Source organism: Nocardioides alkalitolerans, assembly GCA_038184435.1.
Classification (GTDB): domain Bacteria; phylum Actinomycetota; class Actinomycetes; order Propionibacteriales; family Nocardioidaceae; genus Nocardioides; species Nocardioides alkalitolerans_A.
Genome location: CP116227.1, coordinates 2,393,397 through 2,420,270, shown reverse-complemented (window position 1 = coordinate 2,420,270; position 26,874 = coordinate 2,393,397). Strand labels below are relative to the sequence as shown.

Sequence of the window (26,874 nt, the reverse complement as noted above, 5' to 3'; positions counted from 1 at the left end):
GGGTCGGCCTCAGTCGGCCTCAGCCGACGTGCACGCCCTCGGGAGCGTCCGTCGCGAGCTCCTCGTGCTTCACGTCGACGAAGAGCCACACGACCACGGAGCCGATGAGGATGAGCCCGGCGCCCACGAGGAACGCGGTCGTGCTGCCGTCGGCGAACGCCGCCAGCTGGGTCGCGGCCTGGGCGAGGGCGCCGCCCTGCTCCGCGGGCACACCGGCGCCGGCGACGGCCTGGCCGGCCTGGGGGCCGAACGTCTCGGCGCTGGTGGTGGCGACGTGGCTGGCGACCGTGGCCAGCGCCGCGAGGCCGAGCGCGCCACCGACCTGCTGCATGGTGTTGAGCACGCCCGAGCCGATGCCGGAGTCCTCGGCGCGCACGTGGTGCACCGCGGTGAGCGTCAGCGGCACGAACGTGAGGCCCATGCCGAACGACATGAGCAGCAGGTAGGGCAGCATGCCCGACACGTAGTCGATGTCGACGGCGGAGCCACCCGACGCGAGCGACGAGATGACGTCGCCGGCGGCGAGGTCGGAGGGCAGCCGCGAGAACCCGAAGAGGGCGATGGCGGCCAGGATCGTGCCGGTGCCGGCGATGAAGCGCGGGTCGACGTGCGACACGAGCTTCGACGAGAGCGTCGCGCCCGCGATCATGCCGACCGAGAACGGGAGGAAGGCGAAGCCCGTGTGGAGCGGCTCCCAGCCGCCGACGTTCTGCACGTAGAGGCTGAGGAAGAAGAACATCGCGAACATCGCGGCCGGCACCATCATCATCGCGACGAAGCTCGCGGCGCGGGTGCGGTTGGCGAAGATGCGGATCGGCATGAGCGGGTCGGAGACGCGGGTCTCGATCACGATGAACGTCGCGAGCAGCACGACGCCGGCGACGAGGGCCGCGATGGTGCCGGTGTCGCCCCAGCCGTGGGCCTCCTCGCTGGCGCGGGTGAGACCGAAGACGATCGCGAGCAGGCCGAGCGTGCCGGTGGCGGCGCCGGGCACGTCGAGGCGACCGGCGTGGCGGGCGGACTCGGGCAGGAAGCGGGGCGCCAGCAGCGCGGCGACGATGCCGATCGGCACGTTGATGAGGAAGGTCATGCGCCAGCCCTCGACGTCGACGCCGAAGAACGAGCTGTGGCCGGTGAGCCACCCGCCGAGGATGAGCCCGAAGGCGGCCCCGATGCCGGACATGGCGGCGTAGATCGCGAACGCCCGGTTGCGGGCCGGGCCGGCCGGGAACGTCGTCGTGATGAGCGCCAGCGCGGCCGGGGAGGCGAGCGCCGCGCCGAGGCCCTGGAGGCCACGGGCGCCGAGGAGCAGGCCCTCGTTGGTGGCGAGACCACCGAGCAGGGAGGCGACCGCGAAGATCACGAGGCCGGCCATGAGGACGCGGCGGCGACCGAGGAGGTCGCCGAGGCGACCACCGAGCAGGAGGAGGCCGCCGAACGCCAGGGCGTAGCCCGTGACGATCCACGACAGGTTGGCCTCGTCGATGCCGAGGTCGGCACCGATGTAGGGCAGCGCGATGTTGGCGATGGTCGCGTCGAGCACGACCATCAGCTGGGCGACGGAGATGAGCACCAGCGCCCAGCCGAGGTGGCGGGTGGCCGGCGGGGCGGCGGCCTCGTCCTGCGCGGAGGCAGGGGAGGCCGGGGACAGGTCGGTCATGAGGATCCTTGGGTGGGACGGACGGACGGGCGTGGCTGGGGGACCGGTCAGGTCGTGCGGACGGGCTCGTCCGCGCGGTGGGTGGCGGCCGGCAGGATGATCTCGTCGATGACGCGCACGACGAGCTCCCGCGTGGGGGGCTCGCCGAGCACGATGGCCCGGTGCATGACGATGCCCGGGAGGGCGGGCTCGAGGAGGTCGAGGTCGAGGTCGGCCCGGATCTCGCCGCGCTCCTTCGCACGGGCGTAGATCTCGTGGCTGATGACGAGCTTCGGGCCGAGGAACCGCTCGCGGAAGCCCGCGGCCAGCTCCTCGTCCGTGGCGATGGCGGTGAGGACGCTGGAGAAGATCGTCAGCGCCTTGTCGTTGATGAAGCCCGAGGGCGTGGCGAACGCGGCGATGAGGTCGCCACGCAGCGACCCGGTGTCGATCGGCGTCTCGGGACCGGCCTTGAGGGTGCAGAGCGTGTCGAGCACCAGGCTGGCCTTGGTCTCCCACCGGCGGTAGAGCGTCGCCTTGGAGGCCTGGGCGGCCTTCGCGACGGCGTCCATGGTGAGACGGTCGTACCCCACCTCTGCGAGCACCTCGGCCGTCGCGTCCCGGATCTCCTGCTCGCGGTCCCCCTCGACACGGGGGCGGCAGGCGGCACGACGCAGGCTCATGGGTTCCTCGGGGTGGTGGATGAAACGGAACGGTTTCGTTCCGTCGAGGACTGTAGACCCCTTGCGCTATGAAACCAAGTCGTTTCATCGATGGTCTGGATCACGCTCGTCGAGCTGGGTTGTACGGCGCGGCAGGTTCGCCGAGTTGGGGTGTATGGCGCGGCAGGATCGTCGAGTTGGGTTGTACGGCGCGGCGACGTGGGCCTGTGGATTCGCGCTGGCGGGTGTCGGTGGGCGCGCGTAGAATCGCACACATGTTCGATCACCTCTCGCCTCGTGGGCTGCTGGATGCAGCCGCTGAGGCGGTGCGCGCCCGCCGGCTGGCGGAGGTGCGTGACCTGGAGGTGATCAGCGCGTGGGCGGCGGTGCACTCGGGGGAGTCCACCCGTCTGCGGAACCCGCTGGTGATGGTGGGTGGGGAGGGTACGCCGCGGGTGCAGGACCACGCGCTCGGTGAGATCGCCCTCGCGCGCAGTGCCGGGGTGGCGGCCACGATCAACGCCCTGGCCGACGTGCTGGACCTCCAGCACCGTCTCCCGTTGACGTGGCGGGTGGTGCAGGAGGGTGGCGCGGAGGTGTACGTCGCGCGCAAGGTCGCCCGGATGTCGCGGCACCTCCCGTGCTCGGTGGTCGGGAGCGTGGATGTCGCGGTGGCGCGGATGATCGCCACCGAGGCACCGGGGCGCGTGCTCACGGTCGCTGAAGCGAAGGTGATCGAGGCCGCCCCTGCCCTGCACGAGGCCCGCGTGGAGGAAGAGAAGCGTCGGCGTTATGTCGGGCTCGGACGCACCGACGAGTTCGGGCTGCGGACCTTGATCGCGAGATTGGATGCCGGGGATGCGGTGTGGGTGCAGGCCACCGTCACCCGGGTCGCGGAGATCATCGCTCCGGGCCACCCGGATGCGACCGCGGACGAGGTGCGGGCCATCGCGCTGGGTTACCTCGGGCGCCCGGCCGAGCTCCTCGCGCTGCTCGTCGAGCACGAAACCACCGCGAGCCAGGCCGAGACAGCAGTCGAGCCCGAGCCGGTCACCGACGACGAGCCCCTGCCGCCCTCACGCGCGACCGCGTTGCCCGCTGACGTCCTCGATGCCCTCCGCAGCACCGACCTGACCAGGCTCCGCCCGAAGGCCACGCTCTACGTCCACCTCCACGAGGCGACCCTCCTGGGCGCCCAGGGCGTCGCCCGCGTCGAAGAGCTCGGCCCCCGCACCCTCGGCGCCCTCCAGCAGCTCCTCGCGACCACCCAGGTGACCGTCAAGCCGGTCATCGACCTCGCCGACGCCGTCCGCACCACCGCCTACGAACACCCCGAGTCAGTGAAAGAACGGGTGCACCTCATCACCGGCGGCGACTACTGGCCCTACGCCACCTCCACCAGCCGCAACGTCGACTACGACCACCCCACCCCCTTCGATCCCAGCAAGGCAGGGCAACAGACCGGAACCCACAACTCCGGCCCCCTCGTCCGCCGCCACCACCGCTGGAAGACCCACGCCGGCTACCAAGCAAGACAACGCGCCCCCGGCCACTACGTCTGGCTCACCCCGAACGGCCTCGGCTTCACCACCGGACCGACCGGCACCCACCCCTGCTCCGAGAACGAGGCCCGGCTGATGCTGGCGTTCGCAGATCGCTACGGCTGATGCCGCGTCACGAGACCGGCGGGCGCGGGTCAGGCGCACCGACCACGGGGTACGGGGCGCGGCATGTCCGAGACCACGGCCGACCTCGCGGCCAACGCTCGCCTCCTTCCGCCGCCTCACGAGCTCCGGCGGCGGCTGGAACGGCTCGCGCTCCTCGACCTCGTGCTGGGCGGGGGCCGACTCCCGCGTTTCCGCTTCGACGCGCGGTGGGGCACGACGGCCGACGGTGCCCCGGTCGCCGTGGGCACCTTCGACAGCGGCGGCGGTGACCGGTACCACGCGGTGTTCGCCGGCGACCTCACGCTGCTGCGGGTGCTCGACCACGAGTCGGTGATGAACTGCTACGACGAGGGCGAGACCTGGCCCGGCCTGCTGGTCGGGCTGCCGGACGGCCTCCGGCCCTACCTGACCGACGTGCGGTTCAACCTCGATCCGTCCGTCCCGGTCCTCACCCTCGCGCTGTGGTGCGAGAGCGGGACGAGCGCCTGGCGGCACGGGCGGCTGGAGCCCCGGGGCGGGATCGATCCCGAGATCACGTCCTGGCTGCTCGACCTGGTCGAGGAGTGGGACCTCGACGACGTGTACGGCGCGCTGTCCTACGACCACGGGGACGCGTCCGGCGGGCGCGCGATCGACGAGGACGCGTTCGACGCCGTCGTGGAGGACCGGCCGCTGACGCCCGACCTCGTGCGCGCGCTCCACCCGAGCGTCGACCTGGGCGTCGTGGCCGAGGGGGCCGCGCGCATCGGGCGTCCGCTGGCTGCGGCCGGGTCCGCGGACTGAGCCCTCAGACCTGTCGGACCCGCACGGCAAGATGGTCCCCATGAGCGAAGTCGAGGTCCCCGAGCCCGCGCCGGTGACGCCTGCGTCGGAGGACGCCCGGGAGCGTCACCGCGAGCTGGCGGAGCAGGTGGAGGACGCGCGCTGGCGTTACTACGTGCTGGACCAGCCGACGCTGTCGGACGCCGACTTCGACGCCCGCATGCGTGAGCTGGAGGCGCTGGAGGAGGCGCACCCCGAGCTCCGCACGCCCGACTCGCCCACCCAGCGGGTCGGCGGCGCCGTGTCGACGGAGTTCACGGCCGTCGACCACCTCGAGCGCATGATGAGCCTCGACAACGCCTTCACGCTCGACGAGCTGGCGTCGTGGCACGCACGGCTGGGTCGTGACGGTGTCGAGTCGCCGGCTCTGCTCTGCGAGCTCAAGGTCGACGGCCTCGCCATCAACCTGCTCTACGAGCACGGCCGCCTCGTCCGCGCCCTCACCCGCGGCGACGGGCGCACGGGCGAGGACGTCACGCCCAACGTCAAGACGATCGGCTCGATCCCGCACCGCCTGACCGGCACCGACGAGTTCCCAGTGCCGGAGCTCGTCGAGGTGCGCGGCGAGATCTTCCTCCCCGTCGAGGCCTTCGAGCGGCTCAACGTCGCGATGACCGAGGCGGGCAAGCAGGTGTTCGCCAACCCCCGCAACGCCGCGGCGGGGTCGCTGCGGCAGAAGGACCCCCGCGTCACCGCCACCCGGGCCCTCGGCATGGTCTGCCACGGCATCGGCGCGCGCCGCGGCTTCGAGCCCGCGACCCAGTCGCAGGCCTACACCGCGCTCGCCGCGTGGGGTCTCCCCGTCTCCCCCCGGGTCGAGGTGGTGCCCGACCTCGCGGGCGTGCAGCAGTACGTCGAGAGGTACGGCGCGGAGCGACACTCCGTCGAGCACGAGATCGACGGCGTGGTCGTCAAGGTGGACGAGGTGGCGCTGCAGCGTCGCCTCGGCTCGACCAGCCGGGCGCCGCGCTGGGCGATCGCGTTCAAGTACCCGCCGGAGGAGGTCAACGCCAAGCTCCTCGACATCCTCGTCAACACGGGGCGCACCGGTCGGGTCACCCCGTTCGGCCTCATGGAGCCGACCCGCGTGGCCGGGTCGACGGTCGAGATGGCGACCCTCCACAACGCCCACGAGGTGGCGCGCAAGGACGTGCGGCCCGGTGACACGGTCATCCTCCGCAAGGCCGGCGACGTCATCCCGGAGATCGTCGGGCCGGTGCTCGACCTGCGCCCGCCTGACGCCGAGCCGTGGGTGATGCCGACCGAGTGCCCCGCCTGCGGCACCCCCCTCGCCCAGCAGAAGGAGGGCGACAAGGACCTCCGGTGCCCCAACCACGAGAAGTGCCCCGCCCAGGTGCGCGAGCGCGTCTTCCACGTCGCGGGCCGGGGTGCGTTCGACATCGAGGGGCTGGGGTACGAGGCGGCGGTCGCGCTCCTGGGCGTGGACGGCTTCGGCAACGAGGGCGACGTCTTCCGCATCGACGAGTCCCTCCTGCTGCGCACGGAGCTCTTCACGCGCGCGCCCAAGAAGGGGGAGGAGGGGCGTCAGCTCACCGCCAACGGCGTGAAGCTGCTGGCCAACCTCGACAAGGCGAAGGACGTGCCGCTGTGGCGCGTGCTCGTCGCGCTGTCGATCCGGCACGTCGGGCCGACGGCGGCCCGAGCCCTGGCCACCGAGTTCGGCTCCATGGAGGCGATCCGCGCCGCGAGCCTCGAGGAGCTCGCGGCAGCCGAGGGGGTCGGGCCGACCATCGCCGAGGCCGTCACGGAGTGGTTCGGCGACGCCGACGACCCCGACAACTGGCACGCGGCGATCGTGGACAAGTGGGCGGCCGACGGCGTCCGCATGGCCGACGAGCGCGACGAGTCGACGCCCCGCACGCTGGAGGGCCTCACCGTCGTCGTCACGGGGTCGCTCGTCGACTTCAGCCGGGACTCCGCGAAGGAGGCGATCCTGTCCCACGGCGGCAAGGCCGCCGGCTCGGTGTCGAAGAAGACCGACTTCGTCGTCGTGGGCGAGAACGCCGGCTCCAAGGCCGAGAAGGCCGAACAGCTCAAGGTCCCGATCCTCGACGAGGACAGCTTCAAGCGGCTCCTCGCCGAGGGGCCGGCACCGTTCCGTCCGGAGCCCGAGGAGCCCGAGGAGTCCGAGGAAGCCGAGGAGCCCGACGCCTGAGCGTCAGGCCGACGGCTCCATCCCGAAGAAGAGCCAGGTGCCGTCGGTCCGCACGAACAGGGTGTCGACGTCCTCGGGCCCGCTGCCCTGGTCCCACGGCACCACGAACAGGGCGAGGTCGTCGACGGACTCGAGGTCGAACTCGTCCTCGACGGAGGTCAGGAACTCCTCACGGTCCACGTCGCTGAGCTCCTCGTCCGGCTGCTGCTCGGCCAGGATCGCGTCGAACCCGACGAACGCCTCGGGCTCCTCCGGCAGGTCCAGCCGGCCCGTCTCAGCAGCGTCGACGAGGCTCGCCAGCAGGTCCGCGTCGTCCTCGGTGTCGGTCAGGTCCGACCAGGCCCCGTCGACGGACGCGGCATCGAACGCGTCGAGGTCGTCGTCGAGCACGGAGGACCGCCACGCGGCGTACGCCTCCTCGGCGGTCGCCGCCCCACCCGCGCCCGACGACGCGCTCTCGCTCGCGGACGCGCTCTCGCTCGATCCGCCGCCGTCGCCCCCGTCCGAGGACGAGCCGCAGGCGGTCACGGCCGACAGGGCCAGGGCGAGCGAGCCGAGCGTCGCGAGGCGCGGGAGGGAGAGACCCATCCCGCGACCCTACGACGCTCGGGCCTGCTCAGCCGACGATGGCCAGGTCGGGCACGATCACCGTCGTCTCGGTCAGGTCGACGTCGTCCCGCAGCGTCGTGCACCCGGAAGCCCGGCACACGACGACCGCCGAGCCCGCCACGCCGAGGACGCCGCCGTCGGGGGTCCACGCCGTCGGTGAGGTGGCGAGGTCGAGCGGCGTCTCGGCGCCGGTGGCGACGTCCACGAGCTCGGCCTCGCGCACCGGTCCGTCGGCCGGGTCGCCCGCGCCCTCGAGGGTGCGGTCGACGTAGAGCGTGCTCCCGTCGGGGGAGAGGCTGACCTCGCCCGACCCAGCGTCGACGCTGCGCACGACCTCGCCGGTGGCCTGGTCGACCGCGGCGTACTCGCCCCAGCTGCCCCCGTCGTCCCCCAGGTAGGCGAGGCGGAGCCGGCCCGCCACCTCCGCCGGTGCCTCGCCCGCAGGGAGCAGCTCACCGGTGCGCCACGCGAGCCAGCGCGACGTGCCGGAGGCGTCGTCGACGAGCACGGCGTCGCCGCTCAGCTCGAGGAGGCGGGCCATGCCCTCCTGGGCGGGCGGCGGCACCTCGCCCCGTCCGACCTCGCGGTCGGTCTCGACGTCCCAGACGTGCACGGTGCCGCCGTCGGGCGACTCGTTGATCCACGCGATGTACGGCGCGTCCGGCTTCGCTGCCAGGAACAAGGTGTCGACGCGGGCGCCGAGGTCGGTGGTCGTCCCGTCGGGTCGCACGAGCACCACCCGCTGCCGCGACGCGGTCGCGTCCCCGCCGGTGGTCAGCACCACCGCGCCGGCCGAGGTCTGCGCGAGGTAGACGACGTCCCGCCCGATCGCCACGGTCCGACCGCCGCCGATCGTCACCTCGTCGCCGATCGCGAAGGCGCCGTACGTCGCGTAGTCGGTGGCCGCGTCCGTGGCCGTCGACCGGTCGGAGGTGCTGGCCGGAGGCGGGTCGGCCGGGGACCGCAGGTCGCCCACGAGCACCCCGCCGGTGCCGACGGCGAGCACGGCGGCGGCCGCGACGAGCGCCGTACCGGTCCGACGGCGGCGCCGCAGCGCCCGGCCGCGGGCGAGCACGGCGGCGGGGTCGGGGGCGGGGACGCGGACGGCGTCGGCGTCCGCGTGGAGCAGGGTGGTCAGGTCGTCAGGCACGGGAGTCCTCCGGGGTCGAGGCGGCCGCGGGGCCGAGGGGGTCGGGAGGCTGGAGAGGGCCGCGGGCAGCGCGGCGCGCAGCTTGTCGAGGGCGTGGGAGGTCTGGCTCTTGACCGTCCCCTCGCTGATGCCGAGCACCTCGGCCGTCTCGCGGACGGAGAGGTCCTCGTAGAACCGCAGCACCACCACGGCCCGTTGCCGGCGGGGGAGCGTGGCGAGGGCGGCGACGAGGTCGAGCCGTTCCTCGACCGCGCCGTCGGCGTGCGCGCGCTCCGGCAGCACGTCGGTGGGGGTCTCGCCGCGGAACCCGCGGCGACGGAACCACGTCGTCGCGGTCGTCACGACGACCCGGCGCGCGTACGCCGGGGCCGCGGCCACGTCGCGCACCGAGCCCCACCGGGCGTAGGTGCGCGCGAGCGCCGTCTGCACGAGGTCCTCGGCCTGGCCGTGGTCGCCCAGCAGCAGGTAGGCGGTGCGGTACAGCGACGGCCACGCGGCGTGGACGAGGTCGCTGAACTCCTGGTCGGACGGCGCCCGAGACGTCCTGGGTGGCATGGGTCCTCCTTCGTCGACGATCCTCGCGGATCGACAGGGAGGACGACGTGCCCCCGCCGTTCGGTTGCACGTCGGCGCCGTCACTAGGATGACGGCCATGCCCGACACACCTCCGTCGCTGACGCGTGAGGACGTGGCGCACCTCGCCGACCTCGCCCGCATCGACCTGTCCGACGCCGAGCTCGACCACCTGGCGCCCCAGCTCTCCGTGATCCTGGAGTCCGTGGCGTCGATCCAGGGCGTGGCCGGCGACGACGTGCCGCCGACGTCCCACCCGATCCCGATGACCAACGTCTTCCGCGAGGACGTCGTCGTCCCGGGCCTCACGGCCGAGCAGGCGCTCTCGGGCGCGCCGGCCGTGGAGGAGCAGCGCTTCAGCGTGCCGCGGATCCTGGGGGACGAGCAGTGAGCGCCGCGACCACCGACTGGACCCGCCGCACCGCCGCCGAGCTGGCCGACGCGCTGGCCGCCGGCGAGGTCACCTCGGTCGAGCTGACCCAGGCCCACCTCGACCGGATCGCCGCCGTCGACGGCGACGCCGACTCGGGCGTGCACGCCTTCCTCCACGTGGACGCCGAGGGCGCCCTCGCGCAGGCCCGCGCCTCGGACGAGCGTCGCTCGGCGGGCGCCCCGCTCCACGCCCTCGACGGCGTGCCGATCGCCGTCAAGGACGTGCTCGCGACCACGGGCCTGCCCACGACGTGCGGCTCGCGCATCCTCGAGGGCTGGGTGCCGCCGTACGACGCCACCGTCGTCACCAAGCTCAAGGCCGCCGGCCTGCCGATCCTCGGCAAGACCAACATGGACGAGTTCGCCATGGGCTCCTCCACCGAGCACTCGGCGTACGGACCGACCCGCAACCCGTGGGACCTGACCCGCATCCCGGGCGGCTCCGGCGGCGGGTCGGCGGCCGCGGTCGCGGCGTACGAGGCCCCCCTCGCCATCGGCACCGACACGGGCGGCTCCATCCGGCAGCCCGGCGCCGTCACGGGCACGGTGGGCGTGAAGCCGACGTACGGCGCGGTGTCGCGCTACGGCCTCGTCGCGCTCGCCAACTCGCTCGACCAGGTCGGTCCGGTGACCCGCACGGTGCTCGACTCGGCCCTGCTGCAGGACCTGATCGGCGGCCACGACCCGCGCGACTCCACGAGCATCCCGCAGGAGCTGCCCAGCCTGGTCGAGGCCGCCCGCCAGGGCGCCACCGGTGACCTGACCGGTCTCAAGGTCGGCGTCGTGGAGGAGCTGAGCGGCGACGGCTGGCAGCCCGGCGTGAAGGCCCGCTTCGACGAGACTGTCGCGCTGCTCGTCGACGCCGGCGCCGAGGTCGTCGAGGTCAGCTGCCCGAACATCGTGCACGCCATCGCGGCGTACTACCTGGTGCTCCCCGCGGAGTGCTCCTCCAACCTCGCGAAGTTCGACGCGATGCGCTACGGCGTGCGGGTGCTGCCCGACGGCGTCGACGCGCCGAGCGCGGAGGAGGTCATGCGCGCGAGCCGCGACGCCGGCTTCGGCGACGAGGTGAAGCGCCGCATCATCATCGGCACCTACGCGCTGTCGTCGGGCTACTACGACGCCTACTACGGCCAGGCGCAGAAGATCCGCACGCTCATCGCCCGCGACTTCGACGCCGCCTTCGAGCAGGTCGACGTGCTCGTCAGCCCGACGGCGCCGACGACCGCGTTCAAGCTCGGTGAGAAGCTCGACGACCCGCTGGCGATGTACGCCGGCGACCTCGCCACGATCCCCGCGAACCTGGCCGGCATCCCGGGCATCTCCGTGCCCGCCGGTCTCGCCGACGAGGACGGGCTGCCGGTCGGCTTCCAGGTGCTGGCGCCGGCGATGGCCGACGACCGGGTCTACCGGGTCGGTGCGGCCGTCGAGGCACTGCTGGCACGCACGTGGGGCGGGGCCTTGCTCGCGCAGGCCCCCGAGCTGGAGGAGGTCGCCCGATGAGCACCGACACCCTGGTCGACTTCGACGAGGCGCTGACCCGCTACGAGCCGGCGCTGGGCCTCGAGGTCCACGTCGAGCTCAACACGGCGACGAAGATGTTCTGCGGCTGCCCCGCGACGTTCGGCGGCGAGCCGAACACGCAGGTCTGCCCGACCTGCCTCGGCCTCCCGGGCGCCATGCCCGCGGTCAACGGCAAGGCCGTGGAGGCCGCGATCCGCATCGGCCTCGCGCTGAACTGCGACATCGCCGAGTGGTGCCGCTTCGCGCGGAAGAACTACTTCTACCCGGACATGCCGAAGAACTTCCAGACGTCGCAGTACGACGAGCCCATCGCCTTCGACGGCTACATGGACGTCGACGTGGACGGGGAGACGTTCCGGGTCGAGATCGAGCGGGCCCACATGGAGGAGGACACCGGCAAGTCGACCCACGTGGGCGGCGCCACGGGCCGCATCCACGGGGCCGACCACTCGCTGGTCGACTACAACCGCGCCGGCATCCCGCTGATCGAGATCGTCACGCGCCCCATCACGGGGGCGGGCGCGAAGGCCCCCGCCGTGGCGCGGGCCTACGTGCAGCAGCTGCGCGACCTCATCCTCGCGCTCGGGGTCTCCGAGGCCCGGATGGACCAGGGCAACCTGCGCGCCGACGTGAACCTCTCGCTGGCACCGACCGGCTCCGGCGTGCTCGGCACCCGCAGCGAGACGAAGAACGTGAACTCGTTCCGCTCCATCGAGCGCGCCGTGCGCTTCGAGGTCTCGCGCCACGCGGGCGTCCTCGACGGTGGCGGCAAGGTCGTGCAGGAGACGCGTCACTTCCACGAGGACACGGGCATCACGACTTCCGGTCGCGAGAAGTCCGACGCGGAGGACTACCGCTACTTCCCCGAGCCCGACCTCGTGCCGGTCGCGCCCAGCCGGGAGTGGGTCGAGGAGCTCCGCGCCACGCTGCCGGAGAACCCGACGGCCAAGCGCGCCCGTCTCCAGGGCGAGTGGGGCTTCACCGACCTCGAGATGCGCGACACCGTCGGTGCGGGCGCGTTCGGCCTCGTCGAGGAGACGATCGCCGCGGGCGCCGCGCCCCAGGCCGCGCGCAAGTGGTGGGTCGCCGAGCTCGCGCGCCGGGCGAAGGACGCGGGCGTCGAGCTGGCCGAGGTCGGCGTCACGCCGGTCCAGGTCGCCGCCGTCCAGGCGCTCGTCGACGCTGGCACGATCAACGACAAGCTGGCGCGCCAGGTCTTCGACGGCCTCGTCGCCGGCGAGGGCACGCCGGAGGAGATCGTCGCGGCCCGCGGTCTCGCGATCGTCTCCGACGACGGCGCCCTGGGCGCCGCGGTCGACAAGGCGATCGAGGCCAACCCCGACGTGGCGCAGAAGATCCGCGACGGCAAGCACGCCGCCGCCGGCGCCCTCATCGGCGCCGTCATGAAGGAGATGCGCGGTCAGGCCGACGCCGGCCGGGTCCGCGAGCTCGTGCTGGAGCGCCTGGCCTGACGGGCACCGTCCGGGGTCCACGCGGACGGGTCCTCTCAGCGCGATCTCAGCTACAGTGACGAGCGCCCGCCGGTCGGCGGGCGCTCGTCCACGTCGCGTGCAGGGGAAGCCGGTCCGAATCCGGCGCTGACCCGCAACCGTAGGCCGGATCCCCCGGGGTCCGGCGAGCCGGAACACCTGCCGCGAGGTGCCTGACACCACGCTGTCGCGGAACGCGGCGGGGGTCCTGAGGGGTCTCCGTGCGCTGCAGCGGAGAGGAACCCATGTCCCTGCGTCACCTGATCGGCCCCCGTGCCGGCGCGCTCGCCATCGCCGCGGTCGCGGCCACGGCCACCACGGCGGCCCTGCTGCCCCCGCTCACGGCGTCCGCCGCCACCCCCGCGGTCACCGCCGTCACCGAGGACGGCTACGACACCGCCCCCGCCGAGGCGGCCGCCGCCTGGCTCACCGCCCAGCTCGCCGAGGGCGACGGGGTGTTGCAGACCAGCTTCGGCCCCAACACGAGCGCCACGGTCGACGCCGGTCGGAGCTTCTACTACGCAGGTGACGACGAGGCCGTCGCCGCGGTCACCGACGCCGTGGAGCCGCTCGCCGCGTCGTACACCGGCGACAACGGCTTCGGCACCCTCGTCAGCGCGGGCGGCACGGCCAAGCTCCTCACGCTGGTGCAGTACGCCGGAGGTGACGCCTCGTCGTACGGCGGTGTCGACCTGGTGCAGCGTCTCGAGGGCCAGGTCACGATCGACGGCCCGGCCGAGGGCCGGATCTTCGACGACTTCGACCCCGAGGACGAGTTCGCGGCCGACTACGCCAACGGCTTCGGCCAGGCGTTCGCGGTCGAGGCCCTGAACAACGCCGGCAGCGACCTCGCGCCGCTCGCCACCGAGTTCCTGCTCCAGCAGCAGTGCGCCGACGGCGGCTTCCGGCTCTACTTCTCCGACCCGGCCGCCGCCGACCAGTCGTGCGACGCCGCCGGCGGGGAGGGCAGCACCGACGTCACCGCGCTCGCGATCCTCGCGCTGCTCGACCAGGCAGCGGAGGACGAGCGCAACCAGGACGCGATCTTCGCGGCGGTCGACTTCCTCGCGACCACCCAGGGCGACGACGGCGCGTGGGGCGACGGCGGCGAGATCGGCGCCAACGCCAACAGCACGGGCCTCGCTGCCCTCGCCCTCGGGGTGCTCGGCGGGATCGACGGCAACCCCGCGGACATCGGCTTCGAGCCGGAGGCCGCCGCTGCCTGGCTGCGCCAGCACCAGGTGAACGAGATCGCCTCGTGCCGCTCGGAGCTGAACGGCGACCAGGGTGCGCTGGCCTACGACGACGCCGCGCTGGCGGCCGGTCGCACCGACGGCATCACCGAGGACACGACGTACCAGTGGCAGCTCGCCAACGGCCAGGCGTTCCCGGCGCTGCAGTGGGCGCTCGCCGCCGAGGGCCGGCCCGGCATGCGCGCCGACTCCGGTCGTCAGCGCTCCGGCGGCACCATGTCGGTGCTCGTCGCCGGGCTCGCCCCGGGCGAGACCGGCTGCCTCGTCGGCGGCCAGCAGCCCGTCTTCGTGACGGCCGACCTCGACGGCCAGACCACGGCCACGGTCCGCGTTCCGGTCGGCACGGCGCTGCGCAACCTCTACCTGGGCACCACCGGTCGCTCGTCGGTGAAGATCTCGTACTGGTCGCTCGCCGCCAAGCGCTTCGGCCTGACGTCGACCGCGACCGTCCGCCAGAACGGCCAGGTCGCCGTCAAGGTCAGCGGCCTCGCGCCCGGTGAGCCGTTCACGCTCAGCTACCACGGTCGCGTCCGCGGCACCGGCAAGGCGGACGCCAACGGTCGCGCCTCCTTCGCCTTCCGCGGCGGCAGCACGCTCGGCCGGTGGGAGTTCGCGATCGTCGGTCAGTACGCCGACCGCTTCGTGAAGTCCACCTTCACCGTCGTCAAGTGAGGTTCGCCCGCTTCGTCGCCGCCACCGCGCTCGCGGTGGCGGCGACGCCCGTGCTCGGAGCCGTGTCGGCGGCCCCCGCCCAGGCCGCCGGCTGCACCGGCGCCGGCGGGGTGACGGTCGTCGTCGACGGCACGGCGCTGCCCTCGGGCGGCGGCGTCGACGCGCGCTGCGTCGGCTCGGGCGGCAACGCCGACGACCTCTTCACCTCGGCGGGCTTCTCGATGGGGTTCCACCCGGCGCAGCCGGGCTACGTCTGCACCGTCGACGGTGCCCCCACGACCCGCTGCGGCGACGACCAGCGCGCGAAGAACTACTGGAGCCTGTGGTGGTCGGACGGCTCGTCCGGCTGGAAGTACTCGGGCGTCGGGGTGACGGGTCTCAAGGTCCCGGACGGCGGGTACGTCGCCTGGACCTGGCAGAACGCGGGATCGATGGACCGGCCGCGCATCGCGGCGACGGACCGCTCGGCGGGTTCCGGCAGCGGCTCCGGCAGTGGCTCCGGCGGCGGTTCCGGCAGCGGATCGGGCTCCAGCCCGTCGGCACCGTCGGCCCCGGGCAGCGGCGCGTCCCGCGGCACCGCACCCTCGACCACGCCCGGCGGCGGCAGCGCGCCGAGCAGCGGCGTACCGGGGTCGGCGACGACCGACCCGACCGACGCCCCGTCGGACGCGCCCACGACCGGGGCGACCACGCAGCCCACGACGGACCCGACGGCGGCTGCGACCGACGCGCCGACCAGCGGTGCGCCGAGCGCGGGGGAGACGCTGGAGTACCAGGACGAGGTGACCGTCGACGCGCAGAGCGACAGCGACGCCGCCGACGAGGCCGCGGGCGGCAGCGTGCCGTGGTGGGCGCTCGGGATCGTGGCCGTCGTGCTCGCCGCCGGTGGTGGCGGCCTCGCCCTCGCCCGGCGGAGGAGGTCGGAAGCGGGTCCGCTGCTGTGAGCGGGCGGGCGGCGGTCGCCCGCCTGCCCCGTGAGCTGCACCCGCTCGCGTGGTGGGGCTGGGCCGTGGGACTGGCGGCGGCGGCGTCCACGACGTCGAACCCCTACCTCCAGCTGCTGCTCGTCGCCACCGCCTGCATCGTGGTGGTGGCCCGCCGCACGGACCACCCCTGGGCACGGGTCTTCCACCTCTACCTCGCGGTGGGTGCGCTCATCGTCGTGCTCCGCGTGCTGTTCCGCCTGCTCGTCGGCGGCGCCTACGGCACGCGCGTGCTCGTCGACCTCCCCGAGATCCCGCTGCCCGACGCCGTCCTCGGCATCCAGCTCCTCGGCCCCGTGACGCAGGAGGCCCTGCTCGGCGGGCTCTACGACGGGCTCCGCCTCGCGACGATCGTCATCTGCGTCGGTGCCGCCAACGCCCTCGCCAACCCGAAGCGGCTGATGGCGTCGATGCCGGCGGCGCTGTACGAGGTCGGCACCGCCCTCGTCGTCGCCGTCAACGTCATGCCCCAGCTCGCGCAGTCGGTACGCCGCGTGCGCGCCGCCCAGCGCCTCCGCCCGTCCCCCGCGGGCCGGGGGCGGCGGTGGACGAGCATCCGGCGGGTGCTCGTGCCCGTGCTGGAGGACGCGCTCGACCGGTCCCTGGCCCTCGCGGCGGGGATGGACACCCGGGGCTACGGCCGGTCCGGCGAGGCGACCCGGGCGCAGCGCCTCCGCACCGGGACCCTCATGCTGGGCGGCATGGTCGGGATCGGGGTGGGCGTCTACGGGGTGCTCGACCTGACCGCCCCGCGGTGGCTGGCGCTCCCGATGCTGGCGCTCGGCGTGACGCTCGCGGTGGCCGGCATGGTCGCGTCGGGTCGGCGGGTGGGGCGCACGCGCTACCGGCCGGCGCCGTGGCGGTGGCCCGAGGTCGTCGTCGTGGCGACGGGCGTCGCGGTGCTCGCCGCCTTCCTCGTGCTCCGGAGCACGGAGCCGCTCGTGCTCGAGCCCGACCTGCTGGCCGCCCCCGTGGTCAGCGTCGCGGCGCTCGCAGCGGCGCTGCTGGGGCTGGTGGCGCTGCTGGCGCCGCCCCCGCCCGGAGCCGACGGGGGTGCCCGGTGATCGAGCTGCGGGGGATCAGCTTCACCTACGACGAGGCGTCGTCCCCGGTGCTCGACCGGGTCGACCTCGAGGTCGAGGAGGGCGAGCTCGTGCTCGTCGCGGGACGCACCGGGGTGGGCAAGTCGACGCTCCTGGGCGTCGTACCGGGGCTCGTGCCGCGGTTCACCGGCGGCACCCTCACCGGCGACGTCCTCGTCGACGGGGTGAGCATCGTCGACCTGCCGCCGCGCGAGCGGGCGCACCTCGTGGGGTACGTCGGGCAGGACCCCGTCGCCGGCTTCGTCACCGACACGGTCGAGGAGGAGCTGGCCTACGGCATGGAGCAGCTCGGCCTCGCGCCGGCGACGATGCGGCGGCGGGTCGAGGAGACGCTCGACCTGCTCGGCATCGCCGACCTCCGCGCGCGCGACCTGCGGGCGCTGTCCGGCGGCCAGCAGCAGCGCGTCGCCATCGGGTCGGTGCTGGCGGCCCACCCGCGGCTGCTGGTGCTGGACGAGCCGACGTCGGCGCTCGACCCGACGGCGGCCGAGGAGGTGCTGGCGAGCCTGACCCGGCTCGTCCACGACGTCGGCCTGTCGGTGCTCCTGGCCGAGCACCGGCTGGAGCGCGTCGTACCGTTCGCCGACCGGACCTGCCTGCTCACCGGTGAGGGGCGCGTGCGCGTCGGCGACACCGCCGACGTGCTCCGCGAGGCCCCGGTCGTGCCCCCGATCGTCGAGCTCGGTCGTCGGCTCGGGTGGGAGCCGCTGCCCCTGACGGTCCGCGACGCGCGCCGTCGGGTGCGCGGGCTCGGGCTGTCCGAGGCGCCTGCCGCTCCCGTCCGCACGGCGACGGGCGCGGGCCTGACGGGCCGCGGCGTGACCGTCGCCCACGGGCGCCGCGCGGTCGTGCGCGAGGTCGACGTCGACCTGCCGGGCGGCGTCGTGACGGCGCTGATGGGGCGCAACGGCGCCGGCAAGTCGAGCCTGATCTGGGCGCTGCAGGGGTCGCGGAAGCGGTACGCCGGGCGGGTCACCGTCGACGGCGTCGACCCCGCGGGGCTGTCTCCGGACGAGCGGGTACGGCGCGTGGGGCTCGTCCCGCAGACCGCGGCCGACCTGCTCTACCTCGAGACGGTGCGCGACGAGTGCGCGGCGGCGGACGCGGGCGCCCGGGTCGAGGCGGGCTCGTGCGCGGCACTGCTGGCGGCGATGGTGCCGGGGATCGACCCCGACCAGCACCCCCGCGATCTCTCCGAGGGGCAGCGGCTCGCGCTGGTGCTCGCCATCGTGCTCGTCGCCGAACCCCCGGTGCTGCTGCTCGACGAACCGACCCGCGGTCTCGACTACCCGGCGAAGGAGGTGCTGGCGGTGACGCTCCGGCGTCTCGCCGACGCCGGCCACGCGGTGCTCGTCGCCTCCCACGACGTCGAGTTCGTCGCGCGGGTCGCCGACCGGGTCGTCGTCATGGCCGAGGGCGAGGTCGTCTCGGCGGGACCGGTGCGCGTGGTGCTCGCCGAGTCCCCCTCCTTCGCCCCCCAGGTCGCCAAGATCACCGGCGCGGGCTGGCTCACGGTCGACGAGGTCGTCGCGGCGGTGGAGTCCTCGTGAGCGCGGTCGGCACGCCCGTGCCCATCGGCCGGCGCTCGGCACTGGTGCTGGGCGCCGCCTCGGTGGCGGGCCTCATGATGCTCGTCTGGCCGTTGCTCGTGCAGGCGGAGCCCGGGGCGCGGGTGCAGCCGCCGTTCCTGTTCCTCGTGCTCCTGCCCGTGGTGCTGGCCGTGGTCGTCGCCGAGCTCAGCGAGGGCGGCCTCGACGCGCGGGCCCTCGCGGTGCTGGGCGTGCTGACGGCCGTCAACGCGGTGCTGCGCGGCATGGGTGCCGGGGTCGCCGGGCTCGAGCTCGTCTTCTTCCTGCTGATCCTGGCGGGCCGGGTGTTCGGGCCCGGGTTCGGCTTCGTGCTGGGGGCGCTCTCGCTCTTCGCCGGGGCCCTGCTGACGGCGGGTGTCGGGCCGTGGCTGCCCTACCAGATGCTCGTCTCCGCGTGGGTCGGCCTCGGCGCCGGCCTGCTGCCCCGGCGGGTGCTGGGGCGCCCCGTGACCGGACGTCGGGAGATCGCACTGCTGGCGGCGTACGGCGTCCTCGCGGCCTACGTCTACGGCCTCCTGCTCAACCTGCAGGGCTGGCCCTACCTGCTGGGCATCGGCATCCCGGGCGTCGACGACCAGGGGCTCATGTTCGTGCCCGGCGACCCGCTGCACGAGAACTTGGGCCGCTTCCTCGTCTACACCCTCGTCACGTCGACGACCAGCTGGGACACCGGCCGCGCGATCACCACCGCCCTCGCCGTCGTGCTCCTCGGCCCGTCGGTGCTGGTCGTCCTGCGCCGCGCCGCCCGGCGCGCGCGGGTGGTCCGGGCCTGACGCGCCGGTCCCGCCGCCCGCGGCGCGCCCCGCTCACGCCGGCTCACGAACTGTGCAGCTGGTGCAGGTCTGATCGAGCCAGACCCACCCCAACCGCACATTTCGCCCCACCCGCCGCCGGCGGCGCGCTCGTGTCCTGAGGGAGGAGCGGCCGCGTCGGGGGAGCGCAGCGGGGGAGGCGTGGTCGGGATCGACCGAAGGGCGGGAGCTCGTGGCGCCGCGGGCACAGCCGAGCGGAGCGAGGCCACAAAGCACCGCGGCGCGCTCGTGTCCTGAGGGAGGAGCGGCCGCGTCGGGGGAGCGCAGCGGGGGAGGCGTGGTCGGGATCGACCGAAGGACAGGAGCTCGGAGCGCCGCGGGCACAGCCGAGCGGAGCGAGGCCCAAGGGCACCGCGCCGCGGGCTAGCCGAGCGGAGCGAGGCCAGAGAACTCAGCCCAGCCTCAACCGCACGATCCGGTCGTCGCCGTCGCGCGGGGCGATGCGTCCGTCGGTGTTGTTGGTGAGCAGCCACAGCGTGCCGTCGGGGGCGGGGGTCACCTGCCGCAGCCGCCCGTAGTCCCCGTCGAAGTACGGCGTGGGCTCGCCGGCGACGCCACCCTCGCCGCCCGTCGCGAGGTCGATCCGCCAGAGCCGCTGACCGCGGAGGGCGGCCATCCAGAGCGAGCCCTCGGCGTACGCCAGCCCGGAGGGCGACGCCTCGTCGGTGGTCCAGGTGACGACGGGGTCGACGAAGCCCTGGGCCTCGCCGCCGGTGCCCTCGACCTCGGGCCAGCCGTAGTTGCCGCCGGCGGTGATGAGGTTGAGCTCGTCGAACGCCTGGTCGCCGAACTCGCTTGCCCACAGCCGGCCGGCGTCGTCGAAGGCGAGGCCCTGCACGTTGCGGTGGCCGAGGGAGTAGACGGGCGAGGCGGGGTCGGCGTTGCCGGGGGCGGGGTCGCCGTCGGGGGTGATCCGCAGGATCTTGCCGGCGAGCGAGTCGGGGTCCTGGGCGAGGTCGGGCTGTCCGGCATCACCGGTGGCGACGTAGAGGTAGCCGTCGGGACCGAACTCGGGACGTCCGCCGTCGTGCCGGTTCGAGCTGGGGATGCCGGTCAGCACCGCCTCCTGCTCGCCGAGGGTGCCGTCCTCGGTGAGGGTGCGGCGTACGACGCGGTTGTCGTCGGCGGTCGTCAAGTAGAAGTACAGCTGGCGGTCCTCGGCGAAGTCGGGCGAGACCGCGACGCCGAGCAGGCCCGCCTCGTCGGGGCCTTCCGCCTCGGGGAACTCGCCGGCCTCGATGACGGTGCCGTCGTCGTACACGAGCTTCACGAGGCCCGAGTCGCGCTCGGGCACGACGGCGGCGCCGTCGGGCATGAAGGCGATGTCCCAGGGCGCGTCGAGCCCGGTGGTGACGTCCCCCGTCGCCTCCGGCACGCGGGGCGTCGCCGGCGCGGGCGCGGAGGACGAGGACGGCGCGGGCGCCGAGGACGAGGTCGACGGCGGGGCGGACGGGGACGGGGATGCCTCGTCGGGCTCGTCCGCGCCGCAGGCGGCCAGCGTGAGCAGGGCGGAGGCGGTCACGACGGCGGCGGAGCGGCGCATGGCCCCACCGTACGCAGGTCGCGTCAGTCGGTCCCGCCGCTCGTGGCCTCCCGCTCCGCCACCCGCGCGAGCAGCTCGCGCAGCAGGCGGTGCACCTCCGCCGGCTGCTCCATCCCGATGAAGTGGGACCCGCGGAGCTCGACGTAGGTCGCGTCCGCCATCCGCTCCGCCGCGGTGCGCATCGCGCGCGAGCCCGCCAGGATGTCGGCCGACCCGGCGACGAACATCGCCGGCACGTCGATCGCGCTGAGCGAGACGCGCTGGTGGCGGGCGGCGTGGAGGGCGAGGTGGAAGTACCAGTCGAACGGCGTCGTCAGGAACTCCCGCACGGCGACGGCGGCGTTCTCGCGGTCCTCGATCGGGAACATGAACCCGGTGCGGCCGAGCACGGAGATGGTGCGCGGCGTGATCGGCAGCGCCTGGGCGACGGTGCTGATCGCAGGCCCGAGCACCCGGGCGACGCGGGTCGTGCCGACGGCGAGCCGGCGACGTACCGGCGCCGGCAGGCGCGTCGGCTCCAGCATCGTGGAGAAGGTGGCGCCGGGCACCCCGGCCATCGCGAACAGGCCCGACACCCGGTCGGGGTGGAGGGTGGCGAGCTCGAACTGGGTGTTGACGCCCATCGACCAGCCCATGGTCGGGGCCCGGTCGAGACCGGCGTCGTCCATGACGGCGACGGCGTCCTCGACGAGCGAGTCGATGCCGATGTGGCAGCGGTCGACGGGCCGCTCGGAGCCGCCCACGCCGCGGTGCTGCCACGACACGACGCGCACGTCGCAGGCCGGGTCGAGCAGGAAGGGCCACGCGTAGGGGTTCGTGCCGAGACCGTTGCAGAGCAGCACCGTGGGGCCGGGCAGCGCCCGGTCGGGGTCGTTGGTCCAGGCGCGCAGCCGGGTGCCGTCGGCGCTCGTGACGTCGTGGTACGTCAGACGGATCGGGCTGTCGGACGGGCTCTCGTCGGCGCTGACGGCCCGGAGGGAGGGAGGCACAGCACCCGATTGTGCACGACGCGGCGACTGTTCACCTGCCGGTCGCCGCGACGGCCGACGCCTGTCGTTCCAGGGGCGTGGGCTCGGGAGCCGTGCACTCATCTCGGAGAACTGTCCTGGGTGCCGGCGCCGTCCTGGCGCCCGCGCTCGTCCTGCCCGCCCTCCCCGCGTCCGCCGCGGGGAGGCCCGATGCGCGGCCGACGGCCGCCACCCGCACCCCGGTCGCCGACCCGTTCACGCTGGGCGTCGCCTCGGGCGACCCGTCGCCGGACGGCTTCGTCGTCTGGACCCGCCTGGCCACCGAGCCGCTCGCCGCGGACGGCTCGGGCGGCATGGCCTCCCGCCGGTTCCCGGTCCGCTGGGAGGTGGCGCAGGACCCCGGCTTCCGCCACGTCGTACGGCGCGGGACCGTCAGCGTCGGACCGGAGTCCGGCCACGCCGTCCACGTGGAGCTGGGCGGGCTGCGGGCGGGGCGGGAGTACTGGTACCGGTTCGCCCTCGGCGCGCACCGCTCCCCGGTGGGTCGCGCGGTCACGGCGCCTGCGCCGTGGGCCCTGCCGAGCGAGCTGCGGATGGCGTTCGCCTCGTGCTCGAACTACCCCGTCGGCTTCTTCACGGCCTACCGCCACCTGGCCGAGGAGCAGCCAGACCTGGTGCTGCACCTCGGCGACTACCAGTACGAGGGGGCCGCCAACCCGGCCCACCTGCGTCCTCACGCCGGCCCGGAGACGACGACCCTCGCCGGCTACCGGCAGCGGCTCGCGCAGTACAAGACCGACCCCGACCTGCAGGCCGCCCACGCCGCGGCACCATGGCTCGTCGTGTGGGACGACCACGAGGTGGACAACAACTACGCGGCCGGGGTGTCGGAGAAGCCCGCCGAGCAGGGCGGGTTCCTCGAGCGCCGCGCCGCGGCGTACCGCGCCTACTACGAGAACATGCCGCTGCGGCGCACCTCCGTGCCGCGCGGTCCGGGACTGCAGCTGTTCCGCCGGATCACGTGGGGGCGGCTGGCGAGCTTCCACATGCTCGACACCCGGCAGTACCGCTCCGACCAGGCCCAGGGCGACGGCTGGAAGGAGCGGGGCGGGGGCTACGACGACCCGGCCCGCACCCTCACCGGTCGGGCGCAGGAGTCGTGGCTGCTCGACGGCTTCGCCCGGTCGCACGCGCGCTGGGACGTGCTCGGCCAGCAGGTCTTCTTCGGTGGCCGGCGCAACGCAGAGGGCGCGCGCGAGACCGTGTCGATGGACTCGTGGGACGGCTACCCGGCGTCGCGCGACCGCATCCAGCGCGGGTGGGTGGACGCCGGGGTGCGCAACCCCGTGGTGCTCACCGGCGACGTCCACACCCACTGGGCGGGGGACCTCCACCTCGACTACGCCGCGCAGGACGCGCCGATCGGCTCCGAGCTCGTCACGACGTCCATCACCTCGGGCGGCAACGGGTACGACGAGCCGTCGGGCACCCACCCGTGGTTCGACGACAACCCGAACCTGAAGTTCTGGAACAGCCTCCGGGGCTACGTCGCGACGACCATCACGCCGGACGCCCTCACCGCGGACTTCCGCTGCGTGCCGGCGGTGACGACGCCCGGCGCCGCGGTCTTCACCCGGCGGTCCTACGTCATCGAGGACCGCGTGCGCGGCCTCCAGCAGGTGGCGGACACCCCGCTGGCGAGCGCCGGCCCGGGGATCGCGGCACGGCGGGGACGGCCCAGCGACGCGCAGATCGTGGAGGACACCATCCGGGAGGAGACGGGCTCCTAGCGGAGCCCTCGTCGGACGGCTCAGTCCGGGGCGGGCCCGGCGGGCACGGGTCCGCCCCGCGACGTCGCCGTCGCGCCGGCCACCGCCGCGACGACGCAGGCGATGGCCGCGACCTGCAGCGCGGTGAGCAGCTCGCCGAGCACCACGAGCGCCGCGACGGCGGCGGCGGCCGGTTCGAGGCTCATCAGGATCCCGAACACCGAGGGCGGCAGCGTGCGGAGCGCCACGAGCTCGCAGCTGTAGGGGATCACCGAGCTCAGCAGCCCCACCGCGAGCCCGACGAGCAGCACCCGGCCGTCGAGCAGCACGTCACCGTGGGCGGCGAGCACGTACGGCGTCAGCGGCAGCACCGCGACCAGGCTCGCGACGGCGAGCCCGTCGAGGCCCTCCCAGCGCGCACCGGTGCGGGCACTGAGCAGGATGTACGCCGCCCACGCGGCCCCGGCGAGGAGCGCGAACGCCACGCCCACCAGGTCCAGGTCCGCCGGCTCGGCGCCGAGCAGCACGACGCCGGCGGCTGCGAGGCCCACCCACACCAGGTCACGGACCCGGCGGGATCCCAACAGGGCGAGCGTGAGGGGTCCGATGAACTCGATCGTGACCGCGATGCCGATCGGGATGCGGGCGAAGGACTGGTAGATCGCCCAGTTCATGAGCCCGAGGCTGAGCCCGAAGCCGACCACGACGTACCAGTCGGCGCGGCTCCGGCCACGCAGCGACGGCCGGATCCACAGGAGCAGGACGAGGGTGCTCGTCAGCAGCCGGAGCCAGACGATGGTCGTCGGCGACACCTCGCCGAAGAGCCCCTTGGCGAAGGCGGCACCGATCTGCACCGACGCGATGCCGACCAGCACCAGACCCACCGCACGTCGCACGCGCCGATGCTAGTGCGGTGGGTCCGGGGGGATCAGACGGGGAGCTCGTCGTCCGGGCCGACGACGGGGCTCGGGACGCCCGCGGTGATGACGGTGCCGTCGGCACGGTGGCCGCCGATGAGCGGCCGGTCGCCGAGCAGGCCGTCGATGCGGGGACCCTGGCCGTCGAGGTCGACGACGACGTCGTGCCCGGCCCGCGCGACGTTGTCGACGCCCCGCACGCGGAAGGGGAACGCGCCCTCCTCGCCGCGGACCGAGACGGTCATCGTCTCCTGGGTGACGGTGATGTCGGCCGTGACGTCCTGCCAGCGCAGCGGGAACGACAGCGAGGGCCAGTCGACCGGCAGCCGCGGGTCGAACGAGAGCCGTCCGCCGTGGTCGCGCATGCCGCCGAACCCGCACACCAGCGTCTGCCACACGCCGCCCATCGACGCGACGTGGAGGCCGTCGACCGTGTTGCCGTGCAGGTCGGCCAGGTCCACGTAGAGCGCCGAGCGGAAGTACTTCATCGCGGCCTCGTGGTAGCCGACCTCGGCCGCCATCACGGACTGCACGACCGCCGAGAGCGTCGAGTCGCCCGTGGTGATGGGGTCGTAGTAGTCGAAGTCGGCCTTCTTCTCCTCCGCCGTGAACCGGTCGCCCTGCAGGAACAGCGCCAGCACGACGTCGGCCTGCTTGAGCACCTGGAACCGGTAGATCACCAGCGGGTGGTAGTGCAGCAGCAGCGGGCGCAGCTCGATCGGCGTGCGCGACAGGTCCCACACCTCGCGGTCGAGGAAGTGCTCGTCCTGGGGGTGGATGCCGAGCGTCTCGTCGAACGGGATGGTCATCCCGGCCGCGCAGCGCGCCCACTCCTCGACCTCGCCCGGCTCCAGCTTCGTGCGCGCGACGATCTGCGTGTACGCCGCGGGATCGCTCACCGCGACCTCGCGCACCGCCTGGACGGCCTGCTCGAGGTTGTAGCGGGCCATGACGTTCGTGAACAGGTTGTTGTTGACGACCGTCGTGTACTCGTCGGGGCCGGTCACGCCGTGGATGTGGAACGACTCGGCGCCGTTGGTGCGCCAGAAGCCGAGGTCGGCCCACATCCGGGCGGTCTCCACCAGGATGTCGATCCCGTCGCGCACCAGGAACCCGGAGTCGCCCGTGGCGTCGACGTACTTGCTCAGGGCGTAGGAGATGTCGGCGTCGATGTGCACCTGGGCGGTGCCCGCGGCGTAGTAGGCCGAGGCCTCCTCGCCGTTGATCGTGCGCCACGGGAAGAGCGCGCCCTCCTGCGCCATCTCGCGGGCGCGCTCCCGCGCGGCGGGCAGCATCCGGCAGCGGAAGTGCAGCGCGTTCCGGGCGGCGTCGGGCTGCGTGTAGGTGAGGAACGGGAGCACGTAGATCTCCGTGTCCCAGAAGTAGTGCCCCTCGTAGCCCGACCCCGTCACGCCCTTCGCGGGGATGCCCTGCTGGTCGGCGCGTGCGCTGGCCTGCGCCAGCTGGAAGAGGTTGAAGCGGATCGCCTGCTGCAGCGCCGGGTGCCCCTCGACGCGGATGTCGGCGTCGGCCCAGAACCGGTCGTACCAGGCGCGCTGCTCGGCGTGGAAGTGCGGGATGCCGATGCGGCGCACCCGGTCGAGGGTGCGGTCGCAGCGGTCGGAGAGCTCGCGCACGGGCACGCCGCGCGACGAGTGGTAGGCCACCGCCTTCTCCAGCTTCACCGTGTTGCCCTCGGTGGCGTCGACGCGCACGACGTACTTCGCCGAGTCCTCCTCGGCGTTGTGGATGATCTCGTAGGTGTCGTCGCAGGTCAGCACGTGGTCCGCGGCGACCGCGACGGTCATCCGCGACCGCGCGCACACGTAGCCGAGCATCATCCGCTCGTCGGTGGAGTAGTGGCCCCGGGGGAGCAGCACGCGGTGGTCGAAGCCGGCGGCCTTGCGGGGGTCGATGCCCTCGCCGAGGGCGGCGTCGGCGACGTGGTACTCGTCCTTGCCGTCCTGGCGGTTGAGCATCTGCGAGGAGATGACGATCGGCGCGTCGCCGTCGAGCATCGTGACCTCGAGGCTGAGGAGCGCCAGGTGGCGCTCCGTCATCGACACCATCCGGGTCGAGACGACGCGCACGCGCTTGCCCGCCGGGGTGCGCCACACGAGGGTGCGGCTGAGCACCCCGGAGGCGAAGTCGAGGCTGCGCTCGTAGTGCTCGAGGTCCGCCGTGCCCAGGTTGAGCGGCTCGTCGTCCACGTAGAGCTTGAGCACCTTGACGTCGGGCACGTTGACGATCGTCTGGCCGGTGCGCGCGAAGCCGAACGCGCTCTCCGCGTGCTGGATCGGCCAGGTCTCGTGGAAGCCGTTGATGAAGGTGCCGTGCGCGTGGGCGTCGCGGCCCTCGGCCGGGTTGCCCCGCATGCCGAGGTAGCCGTTGGAGACGGCGAAGAGCGTCTCGGTCAGCCCGAGGTCGCCGGGGTAGTGGTCGGTCTCCACGAACCGCCAGGGGTCGATCGGGAACCGGCCGCGGTCGAGCGGGTCCTCGGGGATGTCCTTCGTCATGGTGG

General features: G+C 73.8%; 19 protein-coding genes, 1 pseudogene and 1 riboswitch. Of the genes and pseudogenes, 12 read left to right on the top strand and 8 right to left on the bottom strand.

The window, feature by feature from the left end:
- Positions 1 to 19: 19 nt before the first annotated feature.
- Positions 20 to 1,660 (bottom strand): MFS transporter, encoded by a 1,641-nt coding sequence (locus tag PIR53_11575; GenBank protein ID WZH50663.1) that lies wholly within the window; start codon positions 1,658 to 1,660, stop codon positions 20 to 22.
- Between the two features lie 47 nt (positions 1,661 to 1,707).
- A complete protein-coding gene (locus PIR53_11570; protein WZH50662.1) occupies positions 1,708 to 2,322 on the bottom strand; it encodes a TetR/AcrR family transcriptional regulator in 615 nt (204 codons plus the stop codon).
- Positions 2,323 to 2,576: 254 nt separating this feature from the next.
- Here PIR53_11570 and PIR53_11565 point away from each other — a divergent pair, with 254 nt between their 5' ends.
- The 3 genes from PIR53_11565 to ligA all read left to right on the top strand — a co-directional run bounded on the left by PIR53_11565 (position 2,577) and on the right by ligA (position 6,966).
- The gene (locus PIR53_11565; protein ID WZH50661.1) at positions 2,577 to 3,968 is read left to right on the top strand and encodes a hypothetical protein; all 1,392 of its coding nucleotides are present in this window, start codon (positions 2,577 to 2,579) and stop codon (positions 3,966 to 3,968) included.
- Positions 3,969 to 4,031: 63 nt separating this feature from the next.
- Positions 4,032 to 4,751: a hypothetical protein gene (locus tag PIR53_11560; GenBank protein WZH50660.1), complete on the top strand. Its 720-nt coding sequence runs from the start codon at positions 4,032 to 4,034 to the stop codon at positions 4,749 to 4,751.
- A gap of 40 nt (positions 4,752 to 4,791) precedes the next feature.
- Positions 4,792 to 6,966: an NAD-dependent DNA ligase LigA gene (ligA, locus tag PIR53_11555; GenBank protein WZH50659.1), complete on the top strand. Its 2,175-nt coding sequence runs from the start codon at positions 4,792 to 4,794 to the stop codon at positions 6,964 to 6,966.
- A 3-nt stretch (positions 6,967 to 6,969) separates the two neighbouring features.
- Here the strand turns inward: ligA and PIR53_11550 are convergent, their stop codons facing one another.
- On the bottom strand, positions 6,970 to 7,554 hold the full coding sequence (locus tag PIR53_11550; protein WZH50658.1) for a hypothetical protein: 585 nt from the start codon (positions 7,552 to 7,554) through the stop codon (positions 6,970 to 6,972).
- A gap of 1,237 nt (positions 7,555 to 8,791) precedes the next feature.
- Positions 8,792 to 9,280 (bottom strand): annotated as a pseudogene (locus tag PIR53_11545) (SigE family RNA polymerase sigma factor).
- A 97-nt stretch (positions 9,281 to 9,377) separates the two neighbouring features.
- On the opposite strand from PIR53_11545, the gene gatC reads away from it, so the two are divergent.
- The 8 genes from gatC to PIR53_11505 all read left to right on the top strand — a co-directional run bounded on the left by gatC (position 9,378) and on the right by PIR53_11505 (position 19,117).
- Positions 9,378 to 9,689: an Asp-tRNA(Asn)/Glu-tRNA(Gln) amidotransferase subunit GatC gene (gatC, locus tag PIR53_11540; protein ID WZH50657.1), complete on the top strand. Its 312-nt coding sequence runs from the start codon at positions 9,378 to 9,380 to the stop codon at positions 9,687 to 9,689.
- Positions 9,686 to 11,233 (top strand): Asp-tRNA(Asn)/Glu-tRNA(Gln) amidotransferase subunit GatA, encoded by a 1,548-nt coding sequence (gene gatA, locus PIR53_11535; protein WZH50656.1) that lies wholly within the window; start codon positions 9,686 to 9,688, stop codon positions 11,231 to 11,233. Before gatC ends, gatA begins: the two co-directional genes overlap by 4 nt.
- Positions 11,230 to 12,726, top strand: a complete 1,497-nt coding sequence (gene gatB, locus PIR53_11530; protein ID WZH50655.1) for an Asp-tRNA(Asn)/Glu-tRNA(Gln) amidotransferase subunit GatB — start codon at positions 11,230 to 11,232, stop codon at positions 12,724 to 12,726. Before gatA ends, gatB begins: the two co-directional genes overlap by 4 nt.
- Before the next feature lie 101 nt (positions 12,727 to 12,827).
- Positions 12,828 to 12,905: riboswitch (cobalamin riboswitch) on the top strand.
- Positions 12,906 to 12,989: 84 nt separating this feature from the next.
- Positions 12,990 to 14,669, top strand: coding sequence for a hypothetical protein (locus tag PIR53_11525; GenBank protein ID WZH50654.1), 1,680 nt, complete (start codon positions 12,990 to 12,992; stop codon positions 14,667 to 14,669).
- Positions 14,666 to 15,613, top strand: coding sequence for a hypothetical protein (locus PIR53_11520; protein ID WZH50653.1), 948 nt, complete (start codon positions 14,666 to 14,668; stop codon positions 15,611 to 15,613). The genes PIR53_11525 and PIR53_11520 overlap by 4 nt, the downstream gene beginning before the upstream one ends.
- Positions 15,610 to 16,716, top strand: a complete 1,107-nt coding sequence (locus PIR53_11515) for an energy-coupling factor transporter transmembrane component T (GenBank protein ID WZH50652.1) — start codon at positions 15,610 to 15,612, stop codon at positions 16,714 to 16,716. The genes PIR53_11520 and PIR53_11515 overlap by 4 nt, the downstream gene beginning before the upstream one ends.
- Positions 16,713 to 18,305: an ATP-binding cassette domain-containing protein gene (locus PIR53_11510; GenBank protein ID WZH50651.1), complete on the top strand. Its 1,593-nt coding sequence runs from the start codon at positions 16,713 to 16,715 to the stop codon at positions 18,303 to 18,305. The genes PIR53_11515 and PIR53_11510 overlap by 4 nt, the downstream gene beginning before the upstream one ends.
- Positions 18,302 to 19,117, top strand: coding sequence for an ECF transporter S component (locus PIR53_11505; GenBank protein WZH50650.1), 816 nt, complete (start codon positions 18,302 to 18,304; stop codon positions 19,115 to 19,117). Before PIR53_11510 ends, PIR53_11505 begins: the two co-directional genes overlap by 4 nt.
- Before the next feature lie 430 nt (positions 19,118 to 19,547).
- Here PIR53_11505 and PIR53_11500 read toward each other — a convergent pair whose 3' ends face one another.
- Together PIR53_11500 and PIR53_11495 are read right to left on the bottom strand one after the other, a co-directional pair.
- On the bottom strand, positions 19,548 to 20,699 hold the full coding sequence (locus PIR53_11500) for a PQQ-dependent sugar dehydrogenase (protein ID WZH50649.1): 1,152 nt from the start codon (positions 20,697 to 20,699) through the stop codon (positions 19,548 to 19,550).
- Positions 20,700 to 20,722: 23 nt separating this feature from the next.
- Positions 20,723 to 21,688, bottom strand: coding sequence for an alpha/beta hydrolase (locus tag PIR53_11495; GenBank protein ID WZH50648.1), 966 nt, complete (start codon positions 21,686 to 21,688; stop codon positions 20,723 to 20,725).
- 92 nt (positions 21,689 to 21,780) lie between these two features.
- Here PIR53_11495 and PIR53_11490 point away from each other — a divergent pair, with 92 nt between their 5' ends.
- Complete coding sequence (locus PIR53_11490) at positions 21,781 to 23,457, top strand: alkaline phosphatase D family protein (GenBank protein WZH50647.1); 1,677 nt, start codon at positions 21,781 to 21,783, stop codon at positions 23,455 to 23,457.
- A 20-nt stretch (positions 23,458 to 23,477) separates the two neighbouring features.
- On the opposite strand, the gene PIR53_11485 is transcribed toward PIR53_11490, so the two are convergent.
- The gene (locus PIR53_11485; GenBank protein ID WZH50646.1) at positions 23,478 to 24,332 is read right to left on the bottom strand and encodes an EamA family transporter; all 855 of its coding nucleotides are present in this window, start codon (positions 24,330 to 24,332) and stop codon (positions 23,478 to 23,480) included.
- A gap of 32 nt (positions 24,333 to 24,364) precedes the next feature.
- Positions 24,365 to 26,869 carry a glycosyl hydrolase family 65 protein gene (locus PIR53_11480; GenBank protein WZH54442.1) on the bottom strand — a complete coding sequence of 835 codons (2,505 nt, stop codon included), beginning with the start codon at positions 26,867 to 26,869 and terminating at the stop codon, positions 24,365 to 24,367.
- Between the last annotated feature and the right edge of the window lie 5 nt (positions 26,870 to 26,874).

What these genes read in the sequence shown, in the direction of transcription:
- PIR53_11575 (WZH50663.1), bottom strand. Translation starts at nt 1,660, where the DNA reads ATGACCGACCTGTCCCCGGCCTCCCCTGCCTCCGCGCAGGACGAGGCC.
- PIR53_11570 (WZH50662.1), bottom strand. Translation starts at nt 2,322, where the DNA reads ATGAGCCTGCGTCGTGCCGCCTGCCGCCCCCGTGTCGAGGGGGACCGC.
- PIR53_11565 (WZH50661.1), top strand. Translation starts at nt 2,577, where the DNA reads ATGTTCGATCACCTCTCGCCTCGTGGGCTGCTGGATGCAGCCGCTGAG.
- PIR53_11560 (WZH50660.1), top strand. Translation starts at nt 4,032, where the DNA reads ATGTCCGAGACCACGGCCGACCTCGCGGCCAACGCTCGCCTCCTTCCG.
- ligA (WZH50659.1), top strand. Translation starts at nt 4,792, where the DNA reads ATGAGCGAAGTCGAGGTCCCCGAGCCCGCGCCGGTGACGCCTGCGTCG.
- PIR53_11550 (WZH50658.1), bottom strand. Translation starts at nt 7,554, where the DNA reads ATGGGTCTCTCCCTCCCGCGCCTCGCGACGCTCGGCTCGCTCGCCCTG.
- gatC (WZH50657.1), top strand. Translation starts at nt 9,378, where the DNA reads ATGCCCGACACACCTCCGTCGCTGACGCGTGAGGACGTGGCGCACCTC.
- gatB (WZH50655.1), top strand. Translation starts at nt 11,230, where the DNA reads ATGAGCACCGACACCCTGGTCGACTTCGACGAGGCGCTGACCCGCTAC.
- PIR53_11525 (WZH50654.1), top strand. Translation starts at nt 12,990, where the DNA reads ATGTCCCTGCGTCACCTGATCGGCCCCCGTGCCGGCGCGCTCGCCATC.
- PIR53_11500 (WZH50649.1), bottom strand. Translation starts at nt 20,699, where the DNA reads ATGCGCCGCTCCGCCGCCGTCGTGACCGCCTCCGCCCTGCTCACGCTG.
- PIR53_11480 (WZH54442.1), bottom strand. Translation starts at nt 26,869, where the DNA reads ATGACGAAGGACATCCCCGAGGACCCGCTCGACCGCGGCCGGTTCCCG.